Genomic DNA, 17,938 nt, shown 5'->3' with positions numbered 1-17,938 from the left:
CTTGTCACGTTCAAGTATCATGAGAGGAATACACAAGTTGGTCAGAAAAGGAGCAGACAAATGAAGACAAATCATTGCAAAATTGTAGATTGTACGATCCGGGATGGCGGGTTGGTTAATAACTGGGACTTTAGCGTGGACTTTGTTCAACAGCTCTATGCTGGATTGAATGAAGCAGGCGTTGATTATATGGAAATTGGATATAAAAACTCTCCTAAACTGCTGAAGGGTGCCGAAGATGCAGGCCCTTGGCGTTTTCTGAATGATGACTTCCTACGCAAGGTTATTCCGCAAAAAGGAAACACCAAACTGTCTGCACTCGTAGACGTTGGCCGTGTGGACGAAAATGACATTTTGCCACGCAGCGAAAGCATGCTGGATCTAATCCGTGTGGCTTGCTACAGCAAAGATGTAGACAAAGCGCTTGCGCTGGTTCAAACGTTCCATGATCGTGGTTACGAAACGACACTTAACATTATGGCGTTGTCCAATGTTATGGAAAATGAACTGCTGGAAGCATTCGAAATGATCAAAGACAGTTCTGTAGACGTTGTTTACATTGTAGATTCCTACGGAAGCTTGGATCATAATGATGTGAAGTACCTTGTAGAGAAATTCAAAACACATCTTCCAAACAAACGTCTTGGCGTGCACACTCACAATAACATGCAGCTTGCATTCTCCAATTCACTTGTAGCGGCAGAGCTTGGTGTGGAATTGTTGGATGCTTCGGTGTACGGTATGGGTCGTGCTGCAGGGAACTGTCCAACGGAATTGTTGGTTGCTCACCTGAAGGGAACTAAATACAACTTACGTCCTGTACTGGGTGTATTGGAGCAATTGATGGTACCTCTTCGTGAGAAAGAAGAGTGGGGTTACATCCTGCCATACATGATTACAGGTACATTGGACGAGCATCCTCGCTCTGCAATGGCACTTCGGTCTTCCGAAGATAAAGATAAAGTTGTTGATTTCTATGACAAACTGACAACACCAGAAGTGAATTTTGATAAGTAAGCATAAACATGCATAAATGTATAAAAAACAGTCCAATGGACTGTTGCTAAACTCACAAAAACACGTTCTCTCTATGGAGAACGTGTTTTTTTTAGTTCTAAGTACCTTATTTCTCGATGAGTCATGAATAATTATTCCTATATACGATTATTTTTTTGTTCACGTCTGCGGATATAAATGTTATTATGTACCAGACAGCATGTTGAAGCATGTAATTTGAACGTTGGTAAAATAAATAAATGTCGAATGATGTAACTTTTGAAAATTTCAGAAAGACCATCACAGATGAGGAAACGTTATTCAGGATAGGTGACCCCGGGAAGGAAAAGTATGCATGAAGGTTAAACTGCAAGATCAGAGAAAAGTAGTTATTTTGGCCCTAGTATGTGGCTTATTGCTTTACATTGTTAGTCAATGGTTTCGTTCCTCTACAAGCTCTGATCTGATCATATCAGGTTATCCGGTTTTAATGCTTTTGAGTGGTTTTGCTGCAGCGGCAGCATGTATTGGGATTTACAATCAAAGCCTCTTGTTCCAAACGCCCAAATTAACCCTACGCAGGGTTTTACTGACCACCTTATTTTTGTTAGTGGGTCTGTTTCAACTGGTTCATATCGTTCTATTTGCCGAAGAAATTCCGAATGGTGCGATGATTGAATCGGAGCTTTCGTTGAAAATGATGACACTCGGATCAGTAATCTGTGCGGTAGGATTATTGTTCATTTATACAGTGAGCGAAAAAGAAATTGCATTACCACGCAAATTCTTGCTGTTTAGTGGAACACTTGGTGGATTTGTTATTCTGTACACTTTGGGAATTCAAAATTGGAGCGGATTACCTAAACTGCTTGAAGAAGATATGCTCAGCTATACATTTACGCAGTTTCACTTTTTGGTAGGCGTCTTATATGGCGTATCCGCTATCGTTTTATTTTATAAGTGGAAGAAAAATAAAGATGGAGACCTTCCTTATATTCTGTATGGAACGCTGAGTTTTCTATTTGCCGAATGTTACTGGGTCTCTGCAACAATGGTTAATGATATCAACCTGTTAATGGGTTTGTTGAGTAATTGTATTGGGTACTATTTCATTCAAAAAGGGTTATACACCTCTGTGGTCGATACACCGTTCCTCAAACAGCAGGCTGCTGAAGCGCGGATGAATTACATTGCCCATCATGAAGATGTGACTGGACTTCCTAACCGCCGACGTCTCTCTCAGAGACTGAAAGCAATGATGGACGAAGCGGTAGTCCAGGAACAGCTTGTAGGGGTATTGGTGCTTAATATCAATCGCTTCAAAACCATTAATGATTCACTTGGTCAACAGGCAGCCAATCGAGTTCTACATCAGGTAGGACAACGTTTGAAGCACTCCTCTCTGCCTTGTGAAGAAGTATTTGGTCTGGGAAGAGACGAATTCGTCATTGCTATGACGGATTTCTATACAACGGATACGGCTTTGCGCCGTACAAGATCCATTTTGCAACTTTTCGAAAAACCGGTCATGGTTGATGGCAATGAATATCATCTTACATTAGGGATTGGTATGGCTATCTTCCCTCATGATGGTGAGTCACCTGAGGAGATCATTCAGAATGCAGACACGGCGCTGCATAATGCGAAGGAACAGGGGCTGGAGTTGAATCGTTACGCTCATGCCATGCAGATGAAGGCTCAAGAGCGTCTTCAACTGGAGAACGACCTGCGTAAAGCGCTAGATCGTGGACAGTTCTATCTAATGTACCAACCACAAGTAAACCTTGCGAGTGGACTTGTCGTAGGTATGGAAGCACTCGTACGCTGGCAGCATCCGCAGAGAGGATCGATATCCCCTGCAGAATTTATTCCACTTGCGGAAGAGAGCGGCTTGATTGTTCCGTTGGGTGAATGGGTGCTACGTCAGGCATGTAAACAAAATAAAATCTGGCAAGAAGCGGGTTATCGTAAATTATGTGTATCCGTGAACCTGTCGATGAGACAGTTTAGACACTCCCATTTGCTGGACAATATTAGTGGAATACTTAATGAAACGGGTCTGGAGCCAGCGTGGCTTGAACTTGAAATTACAGAAAGTATGACATTTGATAAAGATCGTGCGTTTGAGCAGTTACGCAAAATTAAAGAGATTGGTGTTCATATTAGTATTGATGACTTTGGCACAGGATATAGCTCTCTTCACTATCTGAAGGATTTGCCAATTGACCGACTCAAAATTGATCGTTCTTTCGTGAATGAAGTGATGGAGGATCGCAACAATGCAGCGATTGTATCCACAATTACATCGATGGCGCACCATCTACAGTTGAAGGTTACAGCTGAAGGGGTGGAGAATGAGGAACAGCTCGTATTTCTACGTGATCAGCATTGTCATGAAGCCCAGGGATACTTTTTCAGCAAACCAATCTTGCCATCGGATTTCGAGACGAAGTTTCTACGAGATGTTGATAAACCAGCAGGATAAGACACAGAGAGGACAGGAGCGCTCAGGCGCTTCTGTCTTTTTTTGGATGTAAATGATTCATTGAACGGAAATAAGAGTTGCACATCATTGTTGCTCATGCTATATTATTATTGTAAAATTAATGTTAATTGCTTAACACATTTAAGGATATTTTCCTTAGATCGTTTATGCGACTGATATATCATCAGAACATTGGTTTGAAACTTATCATGCGGGTGTAGTTCAATGGTAGAACTTTAGCCTTCCAAGCTAATAGCGTGGGTTCGATTCCCATCACCCGCTTAACGGTATGCTTAAATCCTTTGCTGTATATAGCAAGGGATTTTTTGCGTGTTCAGTTCCAATTAGGATCTGGAGAATGATCACGATGCTACCTTTGCTTTTTTACCAACATCTGTTACAATAACAGAGAAATTGATACTACACATGAATGAGAGGTAACCATACGTCCCATGAAGTAAGACACATGAACTGAACCCAAGTTAACTGCAGACGTTTTTTGATGACGCAGTCAGCCAGCCCGGCTGAGCAATGAGGGGATTCGTGTGTCCAAATTCAGCAATGGGATCAAGTGTAGAGCGAGTAGGCTAGATGGCCGTACCCAATGTTTGGGTTTATTTGCTTATACTTGGGGCTATCTTTTGCCTGTTTTGTGATGCTTTTTCCAATCCTGAATTGCCCAACCGCCGGCTGATGCCAGCGGTTTTTTTGTTAGGAAATAAGGTGATTGCATTTCCTACAATGACCGCACAACCTATTTTGGAAGCGGGAAGGATGAGGCCTCATGATGACATTGGTGCGCTTACATGAAGTATCTAAGGAATGGAACGGAATAGAATTGTTTACAGGATTGCAGCTGGAAATTAATGAAGGGGAGAGACTGGCGATTCTGGGACCTAACGGTTGTGGCAAAACGACTTTGCTGCGTATGATTCTAGGGGAAGAAGAGGGCGGAGGAAGGATCGAGCGTGCTATACCAGAGCGGAACTGGGGATTTATGCGCCAACGCTCTCAGATCGAACCTGGGATGAAGGTGCTGGATGCAGTCCGTCAGGAGAGTGGGCAAATTTACGAGGTCAAGCGTAAGCTCACGGAACTGGAAGGACGTTTAAGTTCGTGTGGTGCCGGAGAAGAACAGCAATGGATGGAAGCCTACACGGTAGCGATGGAAGAATACGAGCAATTGAACGGTTATATGTGGGAGACTGAGGTTGAGAAGGTCTTAACACGGCTTGGATTAACGTCTGAGCATTGGAGCAGACCCTATGATTCTTTGAGTGGTGGACAAAAGACAAAAGCTAGGCTTGCTGGATTATTGGTCAGTAAACCGAAGTTTCTCATTCTGGATGAGCCAACGAACCACTTGGACGAAGAAAGCATGCGCTGGTTAGAGGGATGGCTATCCGCTTATACAGGCACACTCTTGTTTGTGTCACATGACCGAACGTTTATTGATGAAGTGGCAACAGGGGTTATTGAGTTTAACTCAGACAAACTCGTCAAATACAAGGGTGGGTACACCGCATACAAAGGCCACAAAGAACGGGAATTACGTGAACAGGAAGCTCTGTATCGTAAACAAGAGCTGGAGAAGAAGGCATTAGAAGAGACGATTCGCAACTATCAACAGTGGTTTCATAAAGCGCATAATTCAGCAACCGACGTTGAGGTCAAAATCACCCAGAGCTTTTACAAAGCCAAGGCAAACAAGAACATCTCTCGTTACCATGCCAAGCAAAAGCAACTTGAACGGTTGGAGAACGAGCGCGTGGATAAACCGCGAGAGGCTACTCGGTTAAACATGGACCTGAATATGAATTCTCTCGGTGCACGCCAGCTCCTAAGATTGAATCAGGTTGAGTTTGCTTATCCTGTAGGGAATCCTCTATTTCATGGATTGAACGTTGCAGTGGAACGAGGAGATCGTCTGGCTGTACGTGGCCCCAATGGTACGGGGAAGACGACATTGCTTAAACTGATGATCGGAGAGCTTGATCCGGTAAAAGGGGATGTGACAAGGAATCCCGGGCTGAAGATCGGTTACTTTTCGCAAGAACTCGAAGGACTTCCAGAAGAGCAGACATTGCTGGACAGCTTGCTTAGTCTGCCTTCCATGACACAGAGTGCGGCACGTACGATTTTGGGATGTTTCCTCTTTTCTAGAGAAGATGTATTCAAGCGAATTGGGGATTTGAGTATGGGAGAGAAGTGCAGAGTGGCTTTCTTGCGGCTATATTTTGGAGGAGCTAACCTGCTCGTGCTAGACGAACCAACCAACTATCTCGACATTGATACCCAGGAAGTTATGGAAAATGTATTAAAACAGGCTTCCGGTGCATTAGTTTTAGTCTCACATGATCGAATGTTAACCAAAGTGCTTGCCAATCGGTTGCTTGAACTTAAATCAGATGGTTCGGCGATTTACTTCGAAGGTGGGGTAGAAGACTGGGAACAATCCCATGTTCTAAGAGAATCGGCATTACAAAACAGAGATTCTGATGATGAACGATTGCGTCTGGAGATGCGACTGTCTGAGTTGTTATCTCCAATGAATAGTGCCACAAGAGATAGCGAAGATCAGACGAAGCTAGAACCGGAAGAGGAACGAGCGAAGGAAGCTGCGGAAATTCAGCGTATCAAGCAGCGGCTGGGGCAACTGTATCAATCGAATTGATCTGTACAAAGCTTAACGGTTGCTATTTCATTAGATATTGAATATAATAATGAACGATCATCAACAGCTTGCCTCGAAGAGAGGCTGTACGTACTTGAAGCTTGTTGATATAGGTTTTTCTAACATGTAAACGCAATGATGGAGATAAGTAAGCAGTGCCTCTGTACAGGGAGGAAGCGCCGTAGATTGAGAGCGTTTCTGTAGAACAAGGCTGCCGAAATTCACTCCGAAGCGGTTCCCTGAACTTGATGATGCACTTGTGCTGCGACAGTAGGGGTAAACGGTTAACGGTCGTTATTCCGTACAAAGTGAGACAGACGTATTGCAAGCTAGTAGTTTCAAGCAATATTGTTGTCTAACAAGGGTGGTACCACGGTCTTTTCGTCCCTTTTGGGGAGAAAAGGCCTTTTTTTGTTGCAAATTACACCATAAAAGGGGGCATTTACACATGAAAGAACGTTTAGAGGCATTGAAGATCGAAGCGTTGGAACAGTTGTCTGGCGTGAACGATCCACAGACGCTGGGTGATCTGCGTGTAAAGTATTTAGGGAAAAAGGGTGCATTGACTGAGATTTTGCGCGGTATGGGTGCATTAAGTGCAGAGGAACGTCCAGTCATTGGGCAGGTTGCGAATGATGTACGTAGTGCGATCGAGGAAGTCATCGACAGCAAGCAAATTCAGTTCCAGAAGGAAGAGACAGCGAAACGTCTTCAATCAGAGAAAATTGATGTCACTCTTCCAGGACGTCGAGGACGTCAAGGTGGATTACACCCTCTGACTAAAGTGGTACAGGAGATTGAAGATATTTTCATCGGTATGGGCTACCGTGTAGCGGAGGGACCCGAGGTAGAGATGGACTATTACAACTTCGAGGCTTTGAACCTGCCTAAGAATCACCCAGCACGTGATATGCAAGACTCCTTCTACGTTACAGAAGACTTGCTGATGCGTACCCACACATCGCCTGTTCAGGTGCGCACGATGCAGAGCATGAAGGGTGAGGTTCCTGTCAAAGTCATCTGCCCAGGTAAGGTGTACCGCCGAGATGATGATGATGCAACGCATTCCTTCCAATTCAATCAAGTCGAAGGTCTCGTAATTAGCGAGAACATTCGTATGAGCGATCTGAAGGGAACACTGCTGCAATTCGTCCGTGAAATGTTCGGTGCTCACACCGAAATTCGTCTGCGCCCAAGCTTCTTCCCATTCACTGAGCCAAGTGCTGAGGTGGATGTAACGTGTGTACAATGCGGTGGCAGCGGCTGTCGTGTATGTAAACAAACAGGATGGCTTGAAATTCTTGGCGGTGGTATGGTTCACCCGAAAGTATTAGAAATGGGTGGTTACGATCCTGAGAAGTATAGCGGATTCGCGTTTGGTATGGGTGTTGAGCGTATTGCCATGCTGAAGTATGGCATCGACGATATCCGTCATTTCTATAACAGTGATATGGCATTCCTCAAGCAATTCGGACGGCTATAATCTTAAAAGTATATGCGGCATATGAAGAATTCAATGAAGATGGGCGTACCGAGCATTGAGCGCCAAACACTAATTTATAGATAAAGGAAGTGAACGTCCATGAGAGTATCGACAGATTGGCTGTCTGATTATATTTCCCTAGAAGGTGCGACGCCACAGGAATTGGCTGAGAAGATCACCCGGGCGGGTATTGAGATTGATGTAGTAGAGAACCGGAATCAGGGCGTAAATAAAGTTGTTGTAGGTTACGTAAAGAGCAAGGAAAAGCACCCGGATGCGGACAAATTAAACGTATGTATTATTGATGCAGGACAAGAAGAAGACCTACAGATCGTATGTGGCGCGAAAAATGTGGATGCAGGCCAAAAAGTAGCTGTAGCTCTTGTTGGCGCGAAGCTTCCTGGTGGGTTTGATATCAAAAAGGCGAAGCTGCGCGGTGTAGTTTCTCTTGGTATGATCTGCTCGGCAAAAGAGCTGGGCATGAACGACAAGTTGCTTCCTAAGGATCAGCAGGAAGGTATTCTCGTGTTACCAGAGCAAACGGAAATCGGAACACCAATCAGCCAGGTACTTGGATTGGATGATCATGTGCTTGAATTGGATCTGACCCCGAACCGTTCTGACTGTCTGAGTATGCGTGGTGCAGCTTATGAAGTAGGCGCGATTCTGGGACGTGAAGTAAACTTACCAGATCCGAAGCAACAGCTCGTTGAGATTAGCGATGCTGCTGCGAATCATATCTCCGTTGAAATTACAGCTACAGAGCAATGCGCTCATTACGCGGCTCGTTATATTACAGGCATTAAGCTGGGAGCTTCCCCGCTCTGGATGCAGAACCGACTGATGGCAGCGGGTGTTCGACCAATCAACAATATCGTTGATATCACGAACTACGTCATGCTGGAATATGGTCAACCGTTGCACGCCTTCGATGCGGATAAGCTGGAGAAGGGTCATATTGACGTGCGGATGGCGAAGGAAGGCGAAAGCATCGTAACGCTTGATGGTCAAGAGCGTAAGCTTGAGCCACATATGTTGATCATTACGGATGGTGTGAAACCAGTAGCCATTGCTGGGGTAATGGGTGGCGAGAATTCCGAAGTGTCGGAAGGAACGGTTAATCTGTTGCTGGAGTCCGCTAAGTTCGACGGCGGATCAGTTCGGAAAACGTCGCGCCAACTGGGGCTGCGTTCCGAAGCAAGCATGCGTTTTGAAAAAGAAGTTGATCCAGGTGCAGTAATTACAGCCCTAGACCGTGCTGCTGAGCTAATCCAGCGTTATGCTGAAGGTGAGGTTCATCAAGGTACGGTAGAAGCTGGTGCAGTTGCAGCAGAGAAACGGATCGTACAATTGTCTCTCGATAGACTTAATCGTTATCTGGGAACAGATCTGTCCTTGCTTGAGGTCAAAACGATCTTTGCTCGGTTGCATTTCGCTTGTGGCGACGCTGAACAGGGTTTACTTGATGTTGAGGTTCCAACGCGTAGAGGGGACATCACACTAGATGTTGATTTGTTCGAGGAAGTTGCTCGTCTGTACGGATATGACAATATTCCTACCACACTTATTGAAGGGCCAACTACACCTGGTGCATACACTCGTTCGCAAGCGATGCGCCGCACCATTCGTGGCGTGCTTGCAGGTAGCGGCTGGCAGGAAATGATCAGTTACTCCTTCGTACACCCAGATAAAACGTCCCTATTCCCTGCACTTACAGGTGATAGTAAGTATGTGAAGCTGGCGATGCCGATGAGTGAAGATCGTAGCGTGCTTCGCACAAGCATTTTGCCACAGATGCTGGATGCAACAGTATACAATATGAATCGGAAACAGGATTCACTTGCAGTATTTGAAGTTGGAAGTGTGTTCTTCACTGAGGAAGAGCAGTTGACTAAGCAGCCTCATGAAATTCCAGTTCTTAGCTTGCTGATTACTGGAAATCGTGCAACTACGCAGTGGAATGTAGGGGCAGAGAAAGTGGACTTCTTCGACCTGAAAGGTGCACTTGAGAACCTGTTTGCTTACCTCGGTCTAGAGCAACGTATTCGCTTGGTAGCGAACAGCCCTGAAGGATTCCACCCAGGCCGTTCTGCTTCAGTATACTTGGATGGGAAAAATGGAGAAGAAGGCAAGCTGATCGGTACGATGGGTCAATTGCATCCAGAACTGCAACAACAATATGATCTGAATGATGTATATATCGCTGAGATCGGACTTGAAGCTATCTACAGTGAAGCTGATGCGGATATCCGTTATCGTGAGCTTCCGCGTTTCCCGGCAGTGGAGCGTGACATTGCTGTCGTGGTAAACAAAGATATTGAAGCTGGTGACATGATAAAAGCCATTCGTGAATCAGCAGGTGAACTGCTACAGACGGTACAGGTATTCGATGTGTTCACAGGCAGCAAGCTGGGTGAAGATAAGAAGAGTGTAGCCATGGCACTGGTCTATCGCAATCGTGAGCGCACGCTTACTGATGAGGAAATTACGGAGGTGCATGCTCGCGTAGTTGCTCGTCTAGAGGAGCAATTCGCAGCTGAATTGCGTAAATAGAACAGAAGTCAATTTTTTGAACAAAGATTAGCAGGAATTGCTTGAAGTCACATCGAATCCTTAGCATATAGAGGATCGATGTGACTTTTTTGGTTATACAGCTTAGAATCAACATACAGACTTGAAGGAGGGCACAACTGTGACTACACCTGATCGTACACGCGTCACCGTAGATATCTACGGGACTTCCTATAAACTGGTTGGCAGCAGTGCCGACTATATGAAACAAGTAGCTAATTTGGTGGATGAGCGTATGAACGCTATCTCCAAACATCACTCTCGCTTAGATACACCGCGCATTGCGGTGTTAGCAGCAGTACATATGGCTGAGCAATCTCTTCAGACCCAGGAAATCCGGAATGAATTGAAAATGCTAACAGGTGAACGTACTGAACTCCGAAATGAAGTGAATCGTTTGAGCAAGATACAGAGCGAACATCAACAGGAGCTTGATCGCCGTGATCAAGCATTGGCTGAAGCGACCAAACTCAAAACTGAGGCTGAACAGGCCATGGTGAAGCTACGTGAGGAACAACAGGCTGAAATAGCCAAATTGAATTCCGCTCTGGAGAATGAGCGCGCACAAGCAGCGGCGAAAGAGCAGAAGCTCCAAGCTCAAACCTCAGCTCAATTGAAAGAGAAGGAAGAGAAGACGTTAGCTCGCCTGAAAGAAGCGGAAGACAAGGCAGCGAGTCAGCTTAAGGCTGTTCAGGCACAGGCTGCAACTCAACTGAAAGAGGCACAGGCAAGTGCCAGAACACAATTAGAGCAAGCCGAAGCTAAAGCAGCTGCCCAGTATAAGGAACTGCAAAATAAAGTGGCTGCTCAACTAAAAGAAGCAGAGAGCCGGGCTGTTGCTGAACGACAGCAGCTAGAAGTGCAGGCAGCGCAGCAAGTTCAGGCTGCTAAAGAACAAGCAGAGGCTGCGATCTTGTCAGAATTAGAGCAAGCGGAGACTCAGTTGAAACAAGCGAAGGACGAAGCTGAACTGAAGTACAACGCGTTGAAGTCTGAATTGGAGCAGCGTATCCAGGAAGCAGAACAATCTGCTACAGATCAGGCGCTACAGCTTACTGAGAAGGCGAAGCAAGATCGGTTATTGTTGGAGCAACAGGCTGACGAGAAGCGTCTTGCAGAGATTGAGGAGCTGCAGGCTTCGTTCCGAGAGTCATCGGAACAGGCTGAATTGCAATGGATGGAGAAAGAGGCGGCTTACGAAGAGCAGCTGCAGCAAGAGAAGCAAGCTGCGACAGCTGAACTTGCGGAGGCTCGTGCAACTGCCGAGTCTAGATTACATGAAGAACAAGAGAAGCTACATCAGCAGTTGGAAGCTGAACGTGAACTCGCTGAATCTCGTCTGAAGGACGTGAGCACACAGCTTAGTAATGTGGCAGAGCAACTCCAACAAGCTCAAGAAGTCGTTGTGGATCAAGAACAACAACTTCACAGTGAGCGAGAGCAATTACGAACTTTACGTGAGGAACATGAAGTGCGTAAACAGCAACAAGAAGCACACACACGGCGTATTACGGAGCTTGAGCATCAGCTTGAGCAGTTGAAGAACGATCGTACCGAGCTTCAGGAACAGTTGCGTGAAACAGAATCGCTTCTGCAGCAAACTCTTGAAACCGAACAACAATGGAAAGAACAATACAACGAAACGATTGAGCGTGAATCTTCCCTTACAGCACAGCTTCGCAAAGTTCAGGAACAACAGGGCACGTTGGAACAGGAGATTCAGAAGCTTCGTGAATCCGAAGCGAAGTCGGAAGATGAGCAGCGCAGACTGCAAAAAGTGTTGGAGCAGGCTCATGCGGCTGTACGTACATTGCAGCATGAGATTAGCACATTGACGCAGAATGAACAGTCATGGAAAGACCTTGCCGAGCAGCGTCGACTCGAAATGGAAGAGTTAGAAATGCAGGTCCTTGAAGCTGTTGAACAGAATGAGACGCTGGAAGCAGGTGTTCAGTCTCTACATGATGAGTTATCTGTAGTGAAGGATGAAGCAGAGCGTCATAAAGCAGCAGCAGAACGTTTCCAAAACCAAGTTGATGAATGGGAACAAGAGCGTCTTCAGCTTGATCGCGAGATGGGTGAACTTCGAGAGGAACTGAATAAGCTGCAAGAGAGTTATAAGCAGATCCGCCATGATTATGGAGATGCTCTCCAGCGCGAAGAGGACTACACTCGCAAGCTTGATGAGCTGGCTGTGGATAAGGATACACTTGAGAAGCAGCTGTCTACGACTCGCAATGAAGTACAGCAGTTATCTGCACGAATAGATGAGCAGGCAAGCTTGCTTGCGCAGACGGAGGAAGAAGCATTGGAATGGCAGATTAAGCACGAAGAACTAACTGCCAAACAAGCAGACTTGTCTTCACGTTTGCAGGCGCTAACCGATAGAGAAGAGCAGCTTCAAGAGCAACTCCGTTCAAAAGCTGCAGAGTCGGAACAAAATGATCAAGTTTGGCAGCGACGTGCCGACGAGTGGGCAGCACAGGAGCAATCCTGGCAAGAGCGCTGGACTGCATTGGAGAATGAGATGAATGTCTGGCAGAAGGAAAGTGCTGCAAGTGCTGAGAAGGTTGATGAGCTAGAACAAGAGCGCCAGCAATTAGATCAGCTACGTGCAGAGGCTACCTCTGAGAAACAAGCTCTGGAGCATGAACTGCTTGAGATCAGTGACCGCTATGAGCTTGCTGCGAATCAGCTTCGCTTGTTACAAGTGGAACGTGAAATGGAGCAAGAGAAGGCGGAGCAACTGAACACGGAGCATCGACAGTTGAAAGATGAATATACGAAGTTACAGACGGAGTATAACGAATGGATTGAATTGATTGAACAGGATCAGAATTAATCTCTGTGGGTTTGGATATCATCCTGGCATCGAATTCTTATAGTGCATGCTCAAAAGCGGGCTTTTTGAACAACCTATTGTACAATTTGTTATAATGAAAGAAAGAGCTCCCAATGTTACGGGGGCTCCTTGTCTTGGTTATCTATTCTTCAACAATAATTTTGGAGATCATGCTACTGTGCCCGCTACCACAGAATACAGAACATGACATCTCAAATTCGCCGACTTGGTCAGGGACGATTACTTTTGAAGTATTTTGGATGTCTAGTTGCAGTTTAAGTTCAGGCACAAGCAAGCCGTGATTTCCATTTGTGTTTTCGTAAATAATGTTAACGGGAACCCCTTTTTTGAGATGATACTCGGGTTTGTCGAACTCGTAGTTGCTTGCTTTGATCACGAGTTCCTCACTTGCAGTAATTCCAGGATCAGCATCGCTGCCATTACTTGAGTTTCCTGATCCGCATGCTGCAAGAACCATAATCAACATACAAGCTACGAGCCATGCTATACTTTTTTTCATCATGTGCCCCCTTATTGTAATAGATGAAATTTGAATGATTTCTTCAGTCATCATACCGCAAATTGGCAACGCCTGTACATGTGGGCTATGTCGTTTTATTGAAAATTATTCAGATTATGATGTGGTATAGGGGACGGCTTCATAAAAAAATAAACCTCATCAGGCTGTAAAGCCATCAGAGGTCTACGGATGAGCTATGTTACGGTCTAACGTGATTAGCTAGTGTATAGCCTGGATCTTACGAACGTTTGTTGGATTCACGCCCAGCTTCAAACGGTGTGGATACAGGGATGAACAAATCGATAATCCCGATAACCAGTGCGGCTAAAATGGCTCCAAGCAGGCTGACTTCAACGTGATCGACAACGTATTGACCTAACCAGATCACAAGTGCACTGACAATGAAGCCAACGATTCCACGGCCGAAGGGAGAGACCCTTTTGCCAAAGACACCTTCAATGATCCAACCAAGAAGGGCAATGACCAGAGCTAGCATAAGGGCGCTTAAGAAACCACCAACGGCAAAACCAGGTACAATCCAACTGACGACCATTAGTACAATGGCTGCGATAATGAATCGTACAACATGTCCCAAGAAGTTCAACGTGTTTACCTCCTTATATTTCAGATCGGATTATGCATTGAGCATCCTGTTCGCTTGGGGACGTTGCAAAATCCTGACACCTGTAGTTTGTGGCTTAATGTCATAACTTATGTGTGGAAGGATTCGTTAAATAGCGTTAGAAAGTTTCTTTCGCTATAATACAGTTATAGTTTGGAAGGAGTTGTACACTTGGATACGAAAATTTTACACACATTGGAATACCGCAAAATTTTAAATACATTGCAAGGCTTTGCTCAAACGACAATGGGCAAGAAGAAAGCGGATACTCTGGAGCCAATTGGTGACCTAGAAGAAGTGAAAAGATTACTGCAGCAAACGGACGAAGCCTTTAAGTTTGATCGATTGAAGGGTTCGCCATCTTTCGGTGGCATTGTTGACATTACAGCCTCCATTAAACGTTCAGAAATTGGGGGTACCTTGAACCCACATGAACTTCTCGGGATTTCGAACACTACTCTTGCTTCACGTAGACTCAAAAGGCAAATTGCCACGCTTCATGAAGATGAAAAGGTGGAGTCGCTGTTCTTCATTAGTGATCAGTTATCGGAGCAAAAAGCACTAGAAGATGAAATTCGTAGCTGTATTGAAGATAATGCTGAAGTTGCTGATAGTGCGAGCGTCACGCTTGCACAGATTCGTCGCGAACTTCGGGGCGGCGAAGCTCGGATCAGGGAGAAGCTGGATTCCATGATTCGCTCTTCAACGGTATCTAAAATGCTACAGGATCAGTTGATTACAATTCGTGGAGATCGATTTGTAATCCCAGTAAAAGCAGAGTATCGTTCTTACTTCGGAGGAATTGTACACGATCAGTCGGGTTCAGGTGCGACACTGTTTATTGAGCCGGAATCAATTGTTGCGATGAATAACAAATTACGTGAGACTCGAATTCGGGAAGAGCGCGAAATTGAAGTTATTTTGCAAAAATTGACAGCCCTTGTCAGCGAGCAGGCAGAATGGCTGTTGGATGATGTCGATCTATTGGGGACGCTTGATTTCATATTTGCGAAGTCACGTCTAGCTCGCGAACTGAAGGCAACCTTACCACGGATGAATGATCGCGGCTTCATTAAGCTGAAGAAGGGGCGTCATCCCCTAATTGCCATTGAAAATGTTGTGCCAACGGACATTGAATTAGGCAATGATTATACATCGATTATTGTCACAGGGCCGAATACAGGTGGTAAAACAGTCACTTTAAAAACGATTGGACTGCTCAGTCTGATGGCGATGTCTGGATTGTTTGTCCCTGCTGAAGATGGCAGTCAGCTCTGTGTATTTGATGCGATCTATGCCGATATTGGAGACGAACAGAGCATTGAACAGAACTTAAGTACATTCTCCAGCCATATGACTAACATTATTCGAATTTTGAAAAACATGACGACGAAAAGCCTTGTTCTACTCGATGAGCTTGGCGCGGGAACAGATCCAGCAGAAGGTTCTGCACTAGCGATTTCCATTCTGGAACATATGCACCAGACCGGTTGTCGTATGGTCGCTACAACGCATTATAGTGAGCTGAAGGCTTATGCTTATGAACGCAAGGGCGTTATCAATGCGAGTATGGAATTTGATGTGAATACGTTAAGTCCAACGTATCGTTTGCTTGTTGGTGTTCCTGGTCGGAGTAATGCCTTTGCAATTGCGGAACGTCTTGGGCTTCCAACTAACATTCTGGATTATGCTCGTGGTGAGGTGAAGGAAGAGGATCAGCGAGTGGAGAATATGATTGCTTCACTGGAGGAAAATCGACTGACAGCTGAGCAAGAGCGTGAGAAGGCGGAACATTTACGTGCAGATATGGAGAAGCTGCGTAGTCGGCATCAATTCGAATTGGAGAAGCTGGAACAGCAGCGTGACCGCCGAATTGAGAAGGCAGAAGAAGATGCGCGCCTGATTGTGGACAAAGCTAGAGCAGAGGCAGAGAAAATTATTGCTGATCTGCGTCAGCTAGCTATGGAAGAAGGTGCATCGGTTAAGGAGCACAAGCTAATTGCTGCTCGTAAACAATTAGACGAAGCTGAACCGGAGAAACGGAAGAAAACCGTTAAACGCACGGCATCCGCTCCGAAGGCTCGTGCTATTGGCCCAGGCGATGAAGTATTAGTGTACAGCTTGAATCAGAAAGGCCATGTTGTTGAGATGTCTGGAAGCAAGGAAGCAGTGGTACAGCTTGGTATTATGAAGATGAAAGTATCACTGAATGATCTTGAGCTGAAGCAGTCTGCTTCAACGGTAGTGACACCCAAACAAAAACCTGTGACCGGAATGAAACGAACTCGTGATGATAATGTCAAGAGCGAGCTGGATCTGCGCGGTGCCAATCTGGAGGAGGCTCTGATGGAAACGGATCGTTTTATCGACGAAGCGTTCCTTGCGAATCTCGGTCAGGTATACATTATCCATGGTAAAGGAACAGGAATTTTACGTTCAGGTATTCAGGATTATCTGCGTAAGCATAGACATATTAAAAGTTATCGGCTGGGTAATTACGGGGAAGGCGGAAACGGTGTTACCGTAGCAGAACTGGAATAGCTAGCCCATGCCATGAATCATTGAATTTCCGCATTCTTGGTCAGTTTTGAATGCGGAAGCGGGAAGGGGAACCGTGCGTGAAAGGGACGATTGACCAATTGCTGTCCCATCCCTTGGGGATGGTGCTCGGTTTTTTTTCGGTAGCTATTATGGAGCTTCTCATTTTTCTCGCTTGCTTTGAACTGGTTACCAAGTACAAGTGCTGGGATGAGATTAAGAAGGGAAATATTGCGGTTGCTATGGCAACAGGTGGCAAAATTTTTGGCATATGTAACGTACTTCGTTTCTGTATTCAAGCCAAATCTTCAGTCTATGAAGCCATGACGTGGTCATTTCTAGGGTTTATTCTCCTGCTTGTTGCCTATTTTTTATTTGAATTTTTGACCCCGGTGTTCTCCATTGATAAAGAAATTGAAGCGGATAACCGGGCGGTTGGACTGATTTCCATGATTATCTCGGTCTCGCTATCCTTTGTTATTGGCGCGAGCATCATGTAGGAGGTCTTGCGGCATGAAACTGTTAATTCGAATTTTGTTTGCTGCATCCATTGTATTTTTCACTATTGGCGTCATTTATGTTATGAATACTTGATGGTTATACAGAAAGAGAAAGGTTGATTAGATATGGAAACAACAATTTGCCCTTGGTGTCACACGGAGATTGTATGGGATGAGGAGCTGGGACCTGAAGAAGAGTGCCCACACTGTCACAATGAACTAAACGGATATCGTACACTTAACATTAACATCGGAGACGAAGAGGAGATTGACAACGAAACGGACGTCTACGAGGATGATGAGTTGCACGATAATCAAGGGACGGATATCTCTGATTTATGGGGCGATGAGGTAGAACTGAAACTACCTGAATTGCGCACACTAACTAAGTATGCGGATGAGGGAAATGATCTGATCCAATACGAAGAAGGTGTTGAGAAGCAACTCGATCATCAGGAAGAAGTCCCTGAATGCCCACACTGTCGTGAGTTCATGCTGTTAGCAGGTACTCAACAAGCAGACCAGGCGAACTTCACGTCTGTTCCGAATGGTGCTGCGGGAACGGGTGATTTGTTGTCACCTCCGTTCACAGTGCAGATGTATGTCTGCTCAGGATGTTTCCAGGTTCAATACAGTCTATCAGAGGATGATCGTCTGCGCCTGATTCAAAATTTGAGCGCGAAGAAATAAATCATTTTATAAAGCTC

The 17,938-nt window shown here is 45.3% G+C and carries 11 protein-coding genes, 1 tRNA gene and 1 other annotated feature; of the genes, 10 read left to right on the top strand and 2 right to left on the bottom strand.

Annotated elements, in window-relative coordinates; all coding sequences use genetic code 11:
- Positions 1-60: 60 nt before the first annotated feature.
- The 7 genes from MH215_RS18355 (at position 61) to zapA (ending at position 13,051) form a co-directional block, all read left to right on the top strand.
- Positions 61-1,017, top strand: coding sequence for an aldolase catalytic domain-containing protein (locus MH215_RS18355; RefSeq protein WP_056698628.1), 957 nt, complete (start codon positions 61-63; stop codon positions 1,015-1,017).
- A gap of 334 nt (positions 1,018-1,351) precedes the next feature.
- Entirely contained in the window at positions 1,352-3,481 is a 2,130-nt protein-coding gene (locus MH215_RS18350; protein WP_056698625.1) for a bifunctional diguanylate cyclase/phosphodiesterase, read from the top strand.
- A 211-nt stretch (positions 3,482-3,692) separates the two neighbouring features.
- Positions 3,693-3,763 (top strand) — tRNA-Gly (locus tag MH215_RS18345).
- A 502-nt stretch (positions 3,764-4,265) separates the two neighbouring features.
- Entirely contained in the window at positions 4,266-6,155 is a 1,890-nt protein-coding gene (gene abc-f / locus MH215_RS18340) for a ribosomal protection-like ABC-F family protein (protein ID WP_239292392.1), read from the top strand.
- A 126-nt stretch (positions 6,156-6,281) separates the two neighbouring features.
- Positions 6,282-6,547: a binding site (T-box leader), on the top strand.
- A gap of 56 nt (positions 6,548-6,603) precedes the next feature.
- Positions 6,604-7,638, top strand: coding sequence for a phenylalanine--tRNA ligase subunit alpha (gene pheS / locus MH215_RS18335; protein ID WP_056698620.1), 1,035 nt, complete (start codon positions 6,604-6,606; stop codon positions 7,636-7,638).
- A 99-nt stretch (positions 7,639-7,737) separates the two neighbouring features.
- The gene (pheT, locus tag MH215_RS18330) at positions 7,738-10,191 is read left to right on the top strand and encodes a phenylalanine--tRNA ligase subunit beta (RefSeq protein ID WP_239292390.1); all 2,454 of its coding nucleotides are present in this window, start codon (positions 7,738-7,740) and stop codon (positions 10,189-10,191) included.
- A 139-nt stretch (positions 10,192-10,330) separates the two neighbouring features.
- The gene (gene zapA / locus MH215_RS18325) at positions 10,331-13,051 is read left to right on the top strand and encodes a cell division protein ZapA (protein WP_239292388.1); all 2,721 of its coding nucleotides are present in this window, start codon (positions 10,331-10,333) and stop codon (positions 13,049-13,051) included.
- 142 nt (positions 13,052-13,193) lie between these two features.
- Here zapA and MH215_RS18320 read toward each other — a convergent pair whose 3' ends face one another.
- Entirely contained in the window at positions 13,194-13,574 is a 381-nt protein-coding gene (locus MH215_RS18320; protein WP_343224594.1) for a cupredoxin domain-containing protein, read from the bottom strand.
- A gap of 235 nt (positions 13,575-13,809) precedes the next feature.
- The gene (locus tag MH215_RS18315; RefSeq protein WP_056698612.1) at positions 13,810-14,175 is read right to left on the bottom strand and encodes a phage holin family protein; all 366 of its coding nucleotides are present in this window, start codon (positions 14,173-14,175) and stop codon (positions 13,810-13,812) included.
- A gap of 189 nt (positions 14,176-14,364) precedes the next feature.
- Between MH215_RS18315 and MH215_RS18310 the strand changes: the two genes are divergently transcribed.
- The 3 genes from MH215_RS18310 to MH215_RS18300 all read left to right on the top strand — a co-directional run bounded on the left by MH215_RS18310 (position 14,365) and on the right by MH215_RS18300 (position 17,921).
- Positions 14,365-16,734, top strand: a complete 2,370-nt coding sequence (locus tag MH215_RS18310) for an endonuclease MutS2 (protein WP_239292378.1) — start codon at positions 14,365-14,367, stop codon at positions 16,732-16,734.
- Between the two features lie 77 nt (positions 16,735-16,811).
- Complete coding sequence (locus MH215_RS18305; RefSeq protein WP_239292376.1) at positions 16,812-17,231, top strand: DUF350 domain-containing protein; 420 nt, start codon at positions 16,812-16,814, stop codon at positions 17,229-17,231.
- 126 nt (positions 17,232-17,357) lie between these two features.
- Positions 17,358-17,921 carry a hypothetical protein gene (locus MH215_RS18300; RefSeq protein ID WP_239292366.1) on the top strand — a complete coding sequence of 188 codons (564 nt, stop codon included), beginning with the start codon at positions 17,358-17,360 and terminating at the stop codon, positions 17,919-17,921.
- Positions 17,922-17,938 lie beyond the last annotated feature (17 nt).

The organism is Paenibacillus sp. ACRSA (assembly GCF_022346845.1).
Taxonomy (GTDB): domain Bacteria; phylum Bacillota; class Bacilli; order Paenibacillales; family Paenibacillaceae; genus Paenibacillus.
This window is presented reverse-complemented; position numbering and strand designations above follow the sequence as displayed.